The organism is Nocardia anaemiae NBRC 100462 (genome assembly GCF_001612725.1).
Lineage (GTDB): Bacteria > Actinomycetota > Actinomycetes > Mycobacteriales > Mycobacteriaceae > Nocardia > Nocardia anaemiae.
In genome coordinates, this window is the sequence record NZ_BDAZ01000066.1 from 1 (window position 1) to 14,759 (window position 14,759).

Below are 14,759 nucleotides of genomic sequence, written 5' to 3' on the forward strand. Positions count from 1 at the left end.
CGTCTGCGGAAGGAGTCGCCTTGGCTCCTGGCGCTTTCGCACCGCCCTTCATGCCGAGGCCCTTACCCGGTGCCTTGGCGGGACCCTTCATGGCGAGACCCTTGACGGGCGCGGTCGCCTCGGCCGCGGTGTCCTCGGCGGCAGCCGGGGTCGCCTTGGCCCCGGGTGCCTTCGCGGCACCCTTCATACCGAGCCCACCACCTGGTGCCTTGGCGGCACCCTTCATACCCAGACCACCGGGCGCCTTGCCGCCGCCCTTCATCGCCAGACCGCCACCGGCCGGAGCCGCCTTCGGTTCGGCGGGTGCTTCGGCGGCGGGGGCCGGTTCGGGTTCGGCGGCAATCGGTTCCGGCTCGGGGGCCTGCTTCGGTTCCTGCACCACGGTCAGGTTTTCGGTGAGCTTCGACGGGTCGACCCGGTCGATGGCGTCGAGCATCAACTGCGCGACATCCACGACCTCCACGCCCTGGCCGACCTCGCCGCCGTCCTTACGCGCGGTGACACCGTCGGTGAGCATGACGCGGCAGAACGGGCAGCCGGTCGCGATCTTGGACGGTTCGTTGCCACCGTTCAAGGTGGACAGCGCCTCGTCGACGCGATCGATATTGATCCGCTTGCCGAGCTGTTCTTCCATCCACATCCGCGCGCCACCGGCGCCACAGCACATGGAACGTTCGCCGTGCCTGGGCATTTCGACGAGGGTGGAGCCGGAGGCCTCCATCAGCTCACGCGGCGCGTTGTAGACCTTGTTGTGTCGGCCCAGGTAGCACGGATCGTGGTAGGTGACATTCTGCGATACCGACGCGACCGGGATCAGCTGCTTGGTGCGCACCAGCCGGTTCAACAGCTGAGTGTGGTGCACCACCTCGTAGGTGCCGCCGACCTGCGGGTATTCATTGTTCAGCGCATTGAAGCAGTGCGCACAGGTCACGACGATCTTCTTGCGCGACTGCTCGACACCGTCGAACACCGAATTCAGCAGTTCGATGTTCTGCTGCGCGAGCTGCTGGAACAGGAATTCGTTACCGGCCCGGCGCGCGGAGTCACCGGTGCAGGTCTCGTCGGCGCCGAGCACCATGAACTTCACGCCCGCGGTGGCCAACAGCTCCGCGACGGCCTTGGTGGTGCGCTTGGCGCGATCCTCGTACGCACCCGCACAGCCGACCCAGAACAGGTACTCGTATCCGTCGAAGGAGTCCGCATCCTGGCCGAACACCGGGATCTGGAAGTCGAGTTCGTTGATCCAGTTCAGCCGGTCCTTGGCGTTCTGGCCCCACGGGTTGCCCTTGTTCTCCAGGTTCTTGAACAACCCGGCCAGCTCGGAGGGGAACTCCGACTCGATCAGCACCTGGTAGCGGCGCATATCGATGATGTGGTCGACATGCTCGATATCGACCGGGCACTGCTCGACACACGCACCGCAGGTGGTGCAGCTCCACAGCACCTCGGGGTCGATGATGCCGTTGACATCCTCGCCGCCGACGAGCGGACGCTCCGCCTCGGCCTTGGCCAGCTCGGAGATCTTGGCCAGCTTCGCCTCATCGGGCTTGCCGTCGCCGTCGACCAGGCCGACCTCGTCGCCACCCATATCCTTGCGGCCACCGGCCAGCAGGTACGGCGCCTTGGCGACACCGTGGTCGCGCAGCGACATGATCAGCAGCTTGGGCGACAACGGCTTGCCGGTATTCCAGGCCGGGCACTGCGACTGGCAGCGACCGCATTCGGTGCAGGTGGTGAAGTCCAGCCAGCCCTTCCAGGAGAAGTCCTCGACCCGGCCCGCGCCGAAGGTGTCGACATCCGGGTCGGCGGTCTCCATATCGACCGGCTTGCCCTTGGACATCATCGGCTTCGCGGCGCCCAGTGCGACGCCGCCGTCGTTCTCACGCTTGAAGTAGATATTGAAGAAGGCCGCGAACCGGTGCCAGGCCACACCCCAGTTGATATTGCGACCGACCAGCAGCAGGAAGGTGCTGCCCGAAACCATCTTGATGAACGCGAAGATGGCGACCATCGCCACGCTGGAGGGCAGCAGCTTGGCCACCTGCATGGTGAAGAAGTCGGTCCACGCTTCGGAGTGGCCGTAGGTGGCGATCTTGCCCGCCTTCACCATGACCATGCCGATGCCCTCGATGAAGACGATCGCCTCGATGACATAGGCCGGAGCGAACCGGGAACCGCTGAAGCGCGACAGTCGTGCGGGCACCCGCGGGTGGTTGAGCTGGCGAATGGCGATCAGCACCAGGATGCCGATCACGGTGCCGATGCCGAGCAGTTCGTCCCACAGGTGGTAGATGCCCCAGCCGCCAATGATCGGCCAGTGGAATTCGGGATCGAAGGTCTGCCCGTACGCCTCGAAGTACAGGATGAAACCGCCGAGGAAGCCGATCATCACCAGCCAGTGCGCCCAGCCCACCGTGCGGAATTTGTTCATCCGGGTGTGCGCGAGGAATTCGACGACCATCGTCTTGAAGCGCGGGAAGAATGGTCGCCAACGATCCGGCGCGGGTTGGCCGATCATGATCGCGCGGGTCATCTTGCCGACGCCACCAACGAATGATGCCCAACCCAACAGGCTGAACGCCACACCAATCGTGCCCAGCGTCACTGTCAGGGCATTCATGTCGCGACCTTTCTTTAGAGGCAACACGAGCGTGGGCGGCGATGTCGCCACCCGGTTGGCTCGTATCCTAACTGCAAGTAAGTTACCCACCGGTAACTTAATTGTCTATCGTACGATCGGCGGTTGGTTAATGCCCCTTCTTCCTGGGGCTTGACCCGATTTCCACCTGTGATGGATTTCACGAAGATCGCGCGATCCGGCTGCTGTTCGGGGCGACAACCACCGTAAACAGTGTGCGGTGCCCATTCGGCGGTTAGGGCGCGCTTAGTCACGCTGAGATCACAGTATGACTAAGCGATCTCGCATCTTCATGTCGGTTCGATTACGCTCACCTCGTTCTGTTTGATGTGCCTGTCTTTCACACTGCTCGGGGAGAATCCGGGGTCCAACCACCTCGGGTTGATGAGCGCTCTCGCGTGTACGGAAGCGGCGCGCGGACAACCCTGATGATGGATTGGAAACTGAATGAATCTCCGCAGCACCACCGCGGCTGCCACGATGGTCATCGGCGCGATGACCATCGGATTCGGAGTTGCTCACGCCGAGCCCGCCCCGGCGGCCGCTCAACCGATCAGCTACTCCGTCAAGCTCGTGGACAAGACGGTCGTGGCGACCCTCAAGGGGGGAACCTTCGAGCTGACGAAGTCCGACGAGGAATTGAAGGAACCGGACCTCTACACGGTCAAGGACGAGCTCGGTAACACCGTCGTCTCGGCGCCGCTCGACGTGAATGTCGACCAGACCCCGGTCGACGTCAAGCCGGTTGTCAAGGAGGACGGTAAAGTCCTCGAACTGACCCCTGATCAGAGCGTCAAGATCGAGCAAAAGGTGAATACGGTCAACGCCGTCGCCAAGCCGATCGCCTCCCCGGATGAAGACCAGCGGGCAATGAACGAGTTCTCCACTCAGTTCGGCATCGCCACGGCCGTCGGCGGCTTCGTCGGCACCGCCATCGGTGTCGTCGCCGGCGGTGTCATCGGCTGCATCCTCGGCCTGCCGCTGCTCGGTGTCGGCTGCATTCCGGCCGCGATCGCGGGCGCGGGTATCGGTGGCATCCTCGGCACCCTCGCTGTCGGTGGTCCGATCCTGACCCTCGCGGGTATCGACCTGCTCAACACTCTGCAGGCGGCGCCCGGCACCACCAAGTTCGCCGACAAGTCGGTACCGGCCCAGCAGCCTGCGTCGGCCCAGCAGCCTGTGCCTGCCCAGCAGCCGAACTGATCTCGATCGAACTCGACCGGCCCGCTCCCACCAGGAGCGGGCCGCTTGCGTTTCAGGCCTGATGCTCGCGCAGATCCAAACTGCCGCTGAAGGTTTCCTCGCCCCGGTACCTTCCGAACCGTCCGAAGGAACGCTCGGCCATTTCGAACGAACCGTTTTCGCGCACCAGCAGGACCGTGCTCGCCCTGGTGCCGTGCAGCGCATTGGCGATGAATCTGGCCGAGAGCGTGCGCTCGCGCCGCAGCGGAACGCCGGTGTGCGGCAACAGATCATCGGGCGCCTCGGTACGATCGGCCAGCACCTCGAAGTAGCGCGCCACATTGCCCGGATCCGATTCGACCACCGCGCGCAGGTCGGTCAGACCGCCGCGAACCTTGGGCCAAATGGGTTGGGGCGCTTCGAATGCCGCCCCCGGGCCCGGTGCGGCAGAGGTGATGAACATGCCGTTGGATACGCCGTGGAAGCCCGGCGTCAACTCCTGGGGCGGCAGCGCGCTGCGGTTGGAATGCCACCACAGCGATTCCAGGTCCGAGACCAGCACGTTGTAGCCGTTGTAGTCGTCGGGGGCGGCCGCGACATCGAGCACGTACTTTTCCGGGCCCGGTAGTTCACGGGTCTGCCGGGTGTCGCGCAGGAAATCCATCAGCAGCGCCCCGCGCGAACGTGCGTCGCCGCGTTCGTCTTTCGGATTGCGCACGTTGGTCACGGTGGCGAATCGATTGCGGCCCTTGCCTTCCCGCGTCAACCCGAGCCAGGTGCCCGGCGGATCGCCCGCGACCTTGCGCACGGCTCCGAGATCGCGCCCGGCCAGTAGCCCGGGTACCTCGGACCACCATCGCATCGACTCGGTCGGGCGGGAGTAGAACTCGTCGCGATTGGCCGCGACGATCAACCGATACTCCGGATGGACCCGCCAACCGATCAACACCAAACACATGCATTCCAGGATGCCGGAAGGTCGCCGGGACCCACAGGGCATTTACTCGCTCCTGGGCGACGCAAGTTCGGTGGTTCGGCCCCAATGACAGCGAAAAGGCCGACAGCGGCGACGCTGTCGGCCCTTTCGCGGGGTTCCGCTAGTCGTTCACCCTCAGACCGGGATTGTCCGAAAGCACCACGCTGACCGGCTGCGCGAACAGCTGCGGCGCATTACCGGTGAGCGCACCGATCAGATTCGGGATCTCGCAGATCGGGAAGTCGGCCACCGAGGACGCACTGGAGATGCCGAGCGCCATCCGTCCGGTGACGATCGCACCGCCACTGTCACCGGGCAGGGCGCAGATATTGGCGGAGAAGGCCTGGGTGAGTTCCCGGTCGCCGACCTGCACGGTCTGGTCGACGGCGTTCACGATGCCGCAGCTGAAGCCGGTGCGCGCACCGGACTTGCAGACCGGAGCACCGACCACCGGAACCGCGACGCCCTCGACCGCGACCGGCTGGCCCGGCTGGCGCACGAAGTTGTTGCTGAACCGGTCCTTGGCCTGATCGTTGATCCGGATGATCGAGTAGTCCTGGGAGCCGAGCACCGACTTCTGGAACGTGCCCACCTGCGCACCCGGCCGATCACCGGCCAGCTCGTAGACACCGGCCGCATTTCCGGAGCCCGCCGACCCGATGTCCGGGTTGCAGTGGCCCGCAGTGATATTCACGACGTTGCCGTTGCGGTCGGTGCCGTTGAAGCCGAGCGAGCAGCGCAGCGACGTCTTCCCGGCGACCGAAGCGAACCCGTCACCACCGGCCAGCGGACCGGTCTGCATCGCCGCCGCGACCGGGGTGGCCTGCAGCTGCTCACCGGCGATCGGCGGGGCCGTCACGATGACCCGCGAGGGATCGACGAAGTTCGGCATCGGCAGGCCAGCCTGCTCGACCCGCACCGCGATGCTGTTGTTGACCGGATCGATCACCACACCGCGCACCAGCGCGGAGACCGCCTCGGGCTGCCCCTCCAGCCAGCGCTCGAACGCGCTCTTCTCACCGCGCAGCGCCGACTCGCTCTTGGCCACATTGCGGACCTCGAATCCGGCCGACGTGGCCGCCTGACGGGCCTCATCGGCACCGGGCCCCTGCGCGAGCGCCACTACCGCCTTGCCGCCGTCATCGAGCCACGAACCCGCGAAGACCTGCGGGAACTGACGCTGCGCCGTGGTGGCGAATGCCGCGACCTGCTGGGCCAGATCGGCGCGGTGCAAGTACTCCTCGGGGGAGATCTTCAGATCGCGCGCGACCGCGGCGATCAGGTCGGCGGGCAGGGCAGGCTGGTCGGGTTGTGCGTTCGCCACTGCTGCCGTTGGACCGAACAGCAGAATCGCCGCCGAGGCGGCGATAACTGATTTTCGGACCCGGGTCTGTCGCGCAGCTGATCGGAACTGACCTATACGTGGCAGGAGCATGCCCATACCTTAAGGTGTCCGGCCGGTTATGCCTACTTATCTCGCGATGTTGTTCGGCCCACTAGTCGAGCGGCCCTCGGTTTGTCGCAAATACGGTGTCCGACAAGCCCTCTCACCCGGCGTTCGGACGGGTCCGCAGTGCGATGCCGGAGCCGACACCGCCGCCCGCGGAGGCGTCGATATCGGCCAGGATCGAGCGGATCGGAATGCCGAGCGTCGCGGTGCCGCCGTACTGGGCGAGCGCGATATTGGCCTCGTTGCAGTCGGGCGCGTCGGCGGCGTTGGAACCGCTGGTGATGCCGAGGGCCAGCGTGCCCGAGACGATCGCGCCGCCGCTGTCGCCGCCGAGCGTGCAGGCCGAGCTGGCGAAGCCGCGCACGGTCTTGCTCACACCCTCGGCGGTGTACAGCTGGGTTTCGACCCGATCGGCCACCACGAATCCGCAGGTGAAGGTGGAGGACTGACCCGACTTGCAGACCGGTGCGCCGGTGACCGGCTCGGCGGTACCGGTGATGGTCAGCGTGGTGCCGTTGGAGCCGCGCACCGAAGGCTGGTCCATGCCCGCATTGACCGAGCGCTCGTTGAGCTTGATGACCGAGTAGTCCAGCGCGGTCGGGCCGCCGAGGCGCGCCTTGACGAAGTTGCCGAGCTCGATGCTGTTCGGAATGTCCTTGATATTGGGCAGGTAGACCGCGGCGTGCTGGTCGTCCTTCTCCAGGTTCGGATCGCAGTGGCCCGCGCTGATGTTGAGCGCGTTACCCGCCGAATCCACACTGTTGAAGCCGAACGAGCAGACATCGACACCGCGCAGCGAGGTGTCCTTCAGCGAGGTCGGCGCGGTGATGTAGGTGTCGCCGCCCATCGGACGGCGCTCGATCGGGCCACCGCTATTGGGTGAAAGGATGACCTTGACGTTGGCGATCAGGGTCGGCAGATTCAGCGCGTGCCCGACCGGCGTATTGGCGACCGACAGCACCAACTGGCTGTTGAGGAAGTCGACCGCGACGGAGTTGATCGACTGCGAGATCTCCTTGGGCAGCGTGTTGATCCACTGATTCAGCTGCATCAGCGAGTTCTCCAGGCTGTTCGCCGAGATCGGAGCCAGATGGGTCTGGTAGCCATCGGCTGCGGCGATCTTGGCGGCATCGGCCGAGGTGACCGCGACGACCGGCTTGCCGTCGGTGCCGAGCCAGGCCCCGGCGTAGGTGTCCGGTCGCTCGCTGCGGAACGACTCCGCGTATTCGCTGAGCTCCTGCGCCTTGGCCGAGCGTTCCAGATACTCGGCTGGCGTCATCTTCAGATCGCGGGAAATGGCCTCGACGAGTTCGGGCGGCAGGCTCTCGGCGGAAAGCTGCCCGGGTGCTGTCGGTTCGGCCGAAGCGGCGGTGGTGACGAGCAGGGGTGCGATGAAAACGGTCGCGGCGAATCCGATCGAGGCTGCCTTGACCGCGGCGCTGCGCGCCACCAACTTGCGCATGAAGTCCCTTCGTCGGCACGGGATGTGCCAGCTACTACACCGGTCAGCCGATCACTTTAAGGCACAAACCCGAGTCGGTCGCTACAAAATCAACGAGGCGGTGCCATCTGGTACGGAAAAGGCTGCTGCCACGGCAGTTGCGTCCACGTCGGGGGCGTGAACATGGGGAAGCCGGGACGGGTGGTCGTGGTCCGGCTCGGCCGGGTGGTGGTCGGCGGTGTGGTGGTCGGCGTTGTGGTCGGTGGTGTCGTGGTCGGCGGCTCGGTGGTCTCCGGTTCGCTGCTGGTGATGACGACGGGCGGTTCGGTGGTCGGTGGCGTGGTTTCCGGCACCGTCGGTAGATCCACCGGCGGCTGCGGGACCGCGCTCGTCGAGACCTGATCGGATTTGGCGTCGCGCACCGGTGGCACCGGGGTCGTGCCGGGATCACGGAACAGCACGGCGACGCCGATGCCGCCGAGTATCAGGCCGATGCCGACCGCGACCGCGATCAGCAGCGGTGTGCCGCGGTCTTTCTTACGGGTCGCGGCCGGGGGCGGCTCGGGTGTGGTGGTCTCCTCGACCGCGGTCGCCGCGACCAGCGGCGCGGCAACCGGCATCGCCGCCGAATAGGCCTGCGGCTGCACCTCGGGCGTCGGCACCGCCGGGATGACATCGGTGACCACGGTCGAATTCTCGGCATTGCTCGGATCCGGCGGGGTCGCGCCCGCCGGGGTCGCCAGCACCGCGGCCAGCGCGGCGCGCGCGGCGTCATAGGCGTAGGACAATTCCGGTCCGACGGCATCGCTGCCGGGGAGGTCGCCCTCGCTGACCAGCAATACCGATTTCAGGCCCAGGTAGTCCAGTGCGTCGCGGAGCGAGAGCACATACTCCGACGGCCAGCCCGCAGGATAGGTCGCGTAGAACTCGGCGGCGCCGTTGAGATGTTCGGCGGTCAGATTGATCAGGCAGAACAGTGCGGTCGCGACCAGATCCTCGGCCCGGTAGGCCTCGCCGTCATCGACGGAGATACCGGCCGGATCGCCGACCGCGGACGCGAAACCGGCGATCGAATGCGTATGACCGGCCGGTGCCGGTCCGCCGAGAACAGTGTCGCCGTCATCGGACATGTGCAGGATCGACTCGCGGACGATGAACGTCGGTTCGCCGTTATCGGTGACGATGGCCGCTGTGCAGTTGTCCTCGGCGATGCGCAGGCCCACCCCAGTGGCCATCCTCAATACCTCGCTTCGGCGTCACGGATCGGGCCGCACCCCGATCACACCAGCAGCGAGCCGTGTCCCATGGCGCGGAGCATCGACAATAACTCCGAACGGGAACGAGCACCGATCCGGCGTCGGATACGGGCGACATGATGCTCCACCGTCTTGGCGGAAATGTAGAGGCGAGCGCCGATTTCTCGATACGTCAGACCGAGTAGGACGAGTTCGGCGACCTCACGTTCGCGGTCGCTGAGAATCGCCGCGTCGGCGACTCGTTCCGGAGCGGCGGCCTGTCCGTCGCCCGCGGCGACGGCCGCGGTCGGGCGGACCGCGGACTCCTGCGGACGGGCATCGGCACGGACGGTTCTGGCCAGTTTCAACAGGGTGGTCGCGGTCGCGGAATCGGCCGCGGCCAGCGCGGCCTCGCTCGCGAGCCGGGCGGCGTCCCAGGTCAGGCCGATCTCACTGAGTCCGGCCACCGCCGCCTGCACCGGAGCCGCGGCGACCTGGCCGCGCAGCACGAGCACCCAGGTGCGGCCCGCGTCGGCGAGGATCGCGGCATGCCGGTCGCCGGATTCGGCCGCGGCCTTGAGCAGCCGGGCATGCGGGAGCAGCTCCTCCGGACTCTCGTGTGCGATCGCGGCCTGTACGCCGTACCAGTGGAAGGCATTGGCCCAGGCGGGCGGCTGTTCGAGCCGACGCAGCAGCGCGAGGCTGGCATCGACCAGCGGTGCGATCCGGCGCTCGTCGCGCAGCCGGATACCCGCCAGCCACAACTCGCCGATCGGCAGCAGGGTGAGCAGGTCCGCGTCCACATCGTCGAAGAGCGGATAGGCGGCCTGCCAGGCGCGAGTGAGTGCGGCGTGGTCGCCGCCGCGGCGGGCCAGACCGACCGCGACACCGTGCGCGAGCAGTCGGTCGCGAATATCGAGGGAATCCATTCGCAGCGCGGCGACGGTCGTCGCGGCCGCCTGCTCATCACCGCCGAGCATCGCCGCCCATGCGATGAGCACCTGCAACTGATGGCAGCGCAGGCCGCTGGTGGTGGCGCGGCGCAGCGCCTCACCGGCGCGGCGCGGTTCGCCGGTGCTCAGACACAGCAGCGTCGCGATGGAGACCGCGGTGCACGGCAGGAACCGATCGCTGCCCGCATCGGCCTGCGCGGCCTGGATCAGCGCGGATACGGCTGCGGCAGTACCGGTTTCGTGTTCGACGATGGTGCGCGCGAGTGCGGTGGCGATCAGGCGTGCGTGCGCGTTGGCCTCGGTGGGCGGCCACTGCGTCGCCGATTCGGACAGCTGCGCGGCGGCGGCCACATCACCGGCGAGATACTGCACGGTCGCGCCGACCGCCCAATCCGCGCCGACCCGATGTTCGCCGAGCCAGGAATACAGCTGGGCGGCGCGCCCGACCAGACCGCGGCGGGTCAGCACCGCCGCGCAGATCCGTACGGCCGCAGCGAGTTCCGCGCCCGTGACACCAGGGCGGGCCAGCACCGGTTCGGCCAGCCGCATGGCCGTATCGCCGTCGCCGGTGCATGCGGCCGCCTCCGCCCAGCGCAGCGCGATGACGTCCGGATCTGCCCCGCTCGCTGCCGCGGCAGCGTAGTAGCGCACGGCCTCGCGACTCGCCTTTTCGGCTGCGGCACAAAGGAATTCGGCGAGGCGCTGGTCCCGGACACCGGATTCGGCGAGCAGCAGCGCGGTGTGATCGCGCAGCAGACCCGCATCCAGACGTGCGTTGAGCAAGCGACGCTGCACGGCCACGAAGCGGCGATCGCCGAGCAGGGTGCGCAGCGGTGCGACGGCGGGTTCGAGCAGCAGATCGGCATCGGTGACCAGGGCACTCGCCCTGGCCCGGTCGATCAGATCTTGGGCCGCGGCGGTATCCACGCCGAGCACCTCGGTGAGTTCGGTGGAGTCCAGTCCGGTGCCGGTGGTGGCGACGACCAGGGTTTCCAGCAGATCCGGCTCGAGATTGTCCAGCAGGCCACGGGCCCAGGCGGCGACGGCTTCGTCGACGGCGCGGATTCCGGCATCGAGGCGGGCCGAACAGGCGGCGGTCAGCGCGGCGACCACGCCACCGCGGCTGCCCGCGGTCTGGCGATGGATGTGCTGGGCGACCGGGCGCGGCACCGCCATGCCCAATTCACGGGCGAACGGTGCGATATCGGAGACGCCGAGCGCGCGCAGATCGGCCACCCGGCCGCGGCGCGCGACGGTGTCGGCGAGTGTGCGCAGCTGCGGATCATGCGGGCGCGGCTGGGTCGCGACAATGACCGTGAAGCGGCCGGATTCAATGGTCGCGCACAGCGATTCGAGATCCGATTCGCTCAGGGTGTGGGCGTTGTCGATGATCAGGGCCGGGCGTGGGATGCGTGGGTGTGTGCCATCGGTTCGGTGAATGATGGTGGGCTTCTCGGCGGTTCGGGTCGCGTGTCCGTCGCCGATGGTCTGGGCCGCGCCGTTGCCCGGTGCTCGGTTGATGGGCGAATCGCCGTGGCCGGGTTGCCGCACGTCCGCGATCGCATGCGCACCGTTGGCCGAATTGCCTTGCGCTGCAAGATGTTCAGGCATTACGGGATCGTCTTGGAATGGGATGCCATGGGCGCGCAGGCGGGCTCGGATCACCGACAGGAGGGTGGATTTGCCGGAGCCGGAGCGGCCTCGGATGAGATAGACGACCGGTTCCCGGTCGGCGGAGTCCAATTCGCGGAAGATCTCACGTGCGCAGGGCAGCGTGTCGAAGGCGATATCACCCATTATCGGCCTCCGGGGATCTTGGGCAGTGCGGATACGACGCCGCCGACGGTGTCGCCGAGGGTGTCGCCGAGGGGGCTCGTCGGCAGCGACGGCGCGGTCGGGACCTGCGGCTGCGGCGCGGGCTGCGGTTGCGGCGCGGGCTGCGGTTGCGGCGTCGGCTGTGTTTGCGGTGCCGGAACTTCCACCGACGGCTGCGTCGCCGGTGCGGGTTGGTTGGGAGCCGGTTGGCCCTGGGTCGGCTGACTCTGGACAGGTTGGCCTTCGGCGGACTGACCGGACGAGGGTTGGCCGTTCACCGCAGCGACGGTGCTCGTGGAGGAGGAACCGGGTTGTCCCGCAGCAGGTTTCGGATTCGCGCTGCCGACGGGCGAATCCTTCGCGGCGGGCGTCGCGGAGCCGGTGATCGTGCCGTCGTTGGTGGCCGCCACGACGGATGCGCCCGATGCGGTCGTCGGATCCGAGTTCGCCGGTGAGGTCGGGCCGGACTGCGCGCCGGTGCCGATGGCGACGGTGCCGGTCGCGAGTGCGCCGAGCAGGAGTGCCGCACCCGCGATGATGGCGGCGCGCTGGCGGCCGCTGAGCCTGCGGCGGGATCGGTCGCTCGGCTCGGGCAGAGATTTCTTGGGCGCGGTGTCATCGCGTGAAACGCCACCGCTGGCCACCGCACCGCTGGTCGCGGACTTTTCGACCGGCACGGTGGGCAGTTCCTCGGTTCGCGCGTTGCTTCCCATGGCCGCCACCGGTGTGCGATCCACGGTGACCGACAACAGGTCCGCGGCCAGTTCGGCGGCGCCGAGCGCGCTGGTGAGCCGCGGTTGCGGCGCCGCGACCACCGGGAGTCCGAATTCGGTGGAGATCAATTCGGCCACCAGGGGGATCGCACCGCCGCCGCCGGTGAGCAGCACCCGGTCGATATCGCCGATATCGAGTCCGGCGCGATGTACCGCATCTCGGATGAGGTCGAGCGAAGTCAATAGGGGGCCGCGCAGTAGGTCCTCGAGTTCATCGCGGACCAGCCGGATGTTTTCGGCGTGATGATCGGCCGGGTTCAAACGGACCGGAACAACCGTCGCGGTATTTGTGGAAAGCTCTTCTTTCGCATATCGGCAGCGATCGCGCAATGCCGACAATTCTCGTTCCACCACCGGATCGAACGGATCGAAATCATTTCCACCCAAGGCATTAGCCAGGACATAGCGCATGGTCAACAGATCGAATTCGGCGCCCGCGACATCAGTGGTGCGCAATGGCGCGCCGAGTACCGCCGCATGCGTGCCGGTGCGGACCAGCGAGACGGTAAGCCCCGACGCGCCGAGGTCGTATACGACAACCATGCCGTCGCCGAGCGGGCCGTGCGCGGCCTCCAGCCAGCGCGCCGACGCGGTCGGCTCCGGAACCAGCGTCACCTCGCGCAGGCCAGCGCGATCCAGCGCGGCCCGCTGCACATCGACGGTATGCCGCGACCACCACGCCGGATGGCAGGCGACCATGGAATGCGCGGCGGCGGCGCCGATCTCATCGATCAGGCAGCCGACGGCAGTGGCCACGAGATCCGCTGCGGAGTGGGCGGTTCCGTCCTCGGCGAGGATGTCCACCGGATCACCGACCCGGGCCAGGAAGCCCTCGAGTACTACGTCACTGGAGTGCCTGCCGGTGGGGCGGGCACCGCTACCGAACGCGGGCGCCGCATGCGGGGCGAGACGCAGCACACTCGGATGGGTGATGACAGTGTCGCCGGAGTGGCCCCTGTCATAGTCGCTGCCGTCCCCCGGGGTCGCCACGGCGACCGAATTCGACGCTCCGACAGTGATGCCGAGCGCCAGACGCTCTGTCATTCGAGAACCCCGTTCGAAAACTGTGTGGCCCGGTAGTCGCTGTTGTGTAGACGGGCAGGCGGAGTGGACCTGCCAGCCGCAACACTTCTGTCGGTTGCTGGGCGTCCGCCGTTACTCAGTCGGGGAAGTTGCGGGGAAATTCCCCTAACGGTTCGCGTGCCCCTAACCGGAACGTGTGGTGCGTAGTAGGGGCGCGCCCCGTTTCGGAGTAACGCCGGGCCTCCCTAGCGTGAAAAGCATTCCAACGACTGCGGATCGCCAGGGTCCGCTCATCCAGGAGATGATTTCGATGACACCCAACGCGATTCTCGAGTTCATTCTCAACCTGCTGCGCGACCACGAGGCCGCGGTGGGTTATTGCGCGAACCCCGGACAGGCGCTGGCAGCTGCCGGTTTGCCCGCCGTGACGCCGGAGGATATCGCCGCCGTAGCCCCCATGGTCGCCGAATCGGCCCTGATCGCGGGCGGCTCGCAACTGTCGGCGATTGTGGCGGCCGGTGGCGCGGGGGCCGCCGGTGCCGGTGCCGCCGCCGGTGCCAATACCGCCGCCGCGGTCGGACTCGGTGCGGCCGCCGACGCGGGCGTCGACCTCGGCGCCGATATCGATCTCGGCGCGGACCTCGGCCTCGACGTGGGCACCGGGCTCGACCTGGGTGCCGGACTGAACGGTGCGATCGGTGCGGGCCTGCAGGCCGGAGCCGACCTCGGTGCCGGTCTCGGCAGCATTGTCGGCGCGGGCGCTGACCTCACCGCTGGTCTCGGCGGCGCCATCGGCGCCGGTGTGCAGGCCGTGACGGGTCTCGGCGGTGCGCTGGGCGGCGCGCTCGGTGCCGGAGCGCAGGTCGGTGCCGATCTGGCCGCAGGTCTGGAGGGTGCACTCGGTGCCGGAGCGCAGGTCGGCACCGGTCTGGAGGGAGCCCTCAACGGCGGCGCTCAGGTGATTTCGGGCCTGGAGACCGGCCTCGGTGGCGCAGTCGACGCGGGCGCCGACCTCGGCGCCGGGCTGACTGGCGTCATCGGAGCGGGCAGTCAACTGGGAGCCGACCTCGGCGGTGCTGTTGGCGCCGGTGCGCAAGCGGGCGTTGATCTGGGCGCTGGTCTTTCGTCCGGCCTCAGCGGTGTTGTGGATGCGGGCACCCAGGCAGCTATAGGTCTCGAGACCGGGATCGGCGGCGCGGTCGGTGCGGGTGGCGAGTTCGGAGCTGGCCTGGGTGGTGTGGTCGATGCGGGTGCCCAGGCCGCGACGGGCCTC

9 protein-coding genes are annotated in these 14,759 nt (G+C 67.6%); 2 read left to right on the forward strand and 7 right to left on the reverse strand.

Translation table 11 applies throughout. From position 1 onward, the window contains the following. Positions 1–2,620: (Fe-S)-binding protein (locus tag NA5_RS31385; RefSeq protein WP_062992621.1), on the reverse strand; the 2,620-nt coding region annotated here is incomplete at its 3' end. Positions 2,621–3,085: 465 nt separating this feature from the next. On the opposite strand from NA5_RS31385, the gene NA5_RS31390 reads away from it, so the two are divergent. After that, complete coding sequence (locus NA5_RS31390; RefSeq protein WP_062992623.1) at positions 3,086–3,841, forward strand: DUF8020 domain-containing protein; 756 nt, start codon at positions 3,086–3,088, stop codon at positions 3,839–3,841. A 52-nt stretch (positions 3,842–3,893) separates the two neighbouring features. Here NA5_RS31390 and NA5_RS31395 read toward each other — a convergent pair whose 3' ends face one another. The 6 genes from NA5_RS31395 to NA5_RS31420 all read right to left on the reverse strand — a co-directional run bounded on the left by NA5_RS31395 (position 3,894) and on the right by NA5_RS31420 (position 13,507). Then, positions 3,894–4,778 carry an NRDE family protein gene (locus NA5_RS31395; RefSeq protein WP_062992625.1) on the reverse strand — a complete coding sequence of 295 codons (885 nt, stop codon included), beginning with the start codon at positions 4,776–4,778 and terminating at the stop codon, positions 3,894–3,896. 139 nt (positions 4,779–4,917) lie between these two features. Next, the gene (locus tag NA5_RS31400; RefSeq protein WP_443093751.1) at positions 4,918–6,120 is read right to left on the reverse strand and encodes a S1 family peptidase; all 1,203 of its coding nucleotides are present in this window, start codon (positions 6,118–6,120) and stop codon (positions 4,918–4,920) included. A gap of 223 nt (positions 6,121–6,343) precedes the next feature. Continuing rightward, entirely contained in the window at positions 6,344–7,708 is a 1,365-nt protein-coding gene (locus NA5_RS31405; RefSeq protein WP_062992627.1) for a S1 family peptidase, read from the reverse strand. An 89-nt stretch (positions 7,709–7,797) separates the two neighbouring features. Beyond that, positions 7,798–8,922 carry a hypothetical protein gene (locus NA5_RS31410; protein WP_062992629.1) on the reverse strand — a complete coding sequence of 375 codons (1,125 nt, stop codon included), beginning with the start codon at positions 8,920–8,922 and terminating at the stop codon, positions 7,798–7,800. Between the two features lie 44 nt (positions 8,923–8,966). Continuing rightward, positions 8,967–11,672: a LuxR C-terminal-related transcriptional regulator gene (locus NA5_RS31415; protein ID WP_062992631.1), complete on the reverse strand. Its 2,706-nt coding sequence runs from the start codon at positions 11,670–11,672 to the stop codon at positions 8,967–8,969. Beyond that, on the reverse strand, positions 11,672–13,507 hold the full coding sequence (locus NA5_RS31420; RefSeq protein ID WP_062992633.1) for an Hsp70 family protein: 1,836 nt from the start codon (positions 13,505–13,507) through the stop codon (positions 11,672–11,674). The genes NA5_RS31415 and NA5_RS31420 overlap by 1 nt, the downstream gene beginning before the upstream one ends. Positions 13,508–13,796: 289 nt before the next feature. On the opposite strand from NA5_RS31420, the gene NA5_RS31425 reads away from it, so the two are divergent. Then, the coding region (locus NA5_RS31425; RefSeq protein ID WP_218020199.1) for an IniB N-terminal domain-containing protein at positions 13,797–14,759 on the forward strand (963 nt) is incomplete at its 3' end.

Coding starts and splice junctions, on each gene's coding strand:
- NA5_RS31395 (WP_062992625.1), bottom strand. CDS start 4,778: ATGTGTTTGGTGTTGATCGGTTGGCGGGTCCATCCGGAGTATCGGTTG.
- NA5_RS31415 (WP_062992631.1), bottom strand. CDS start 11,672: ATGGGTGATATCGCCTTCGACACGCTGCCCTGCGCACGTGAGATCTTC.
- NA5_RS31410 (WP_062992629.1), bottom strand. CDS start 8,922: ATGGCCACTGGGGTGGGCCTGCGCATCGCCGAGGACAACTGCACAGCG.
- NA5_RS31405 (WP_062992627.1), bottom strand. CDS start 7,708: ATGCGCAAGTTGGTGGCGCGCAGCGCCGCGGTCAAGGCAGCCTCGATC.
- NA5_RS31420 (WP_062992633.1), bottom strand. CDS start 13,507: ATGACAGAGCGTCTGGCGCTCGGCATCACTGTCGGAGCGTCGAATTCG.
- NA5_RS31390 (WP_062992623.1), top strand. CDS start 3,086: ATGAATCTCCGCAGCACCACCGCGGCTGCCACGATGGTCATCGGCGCG.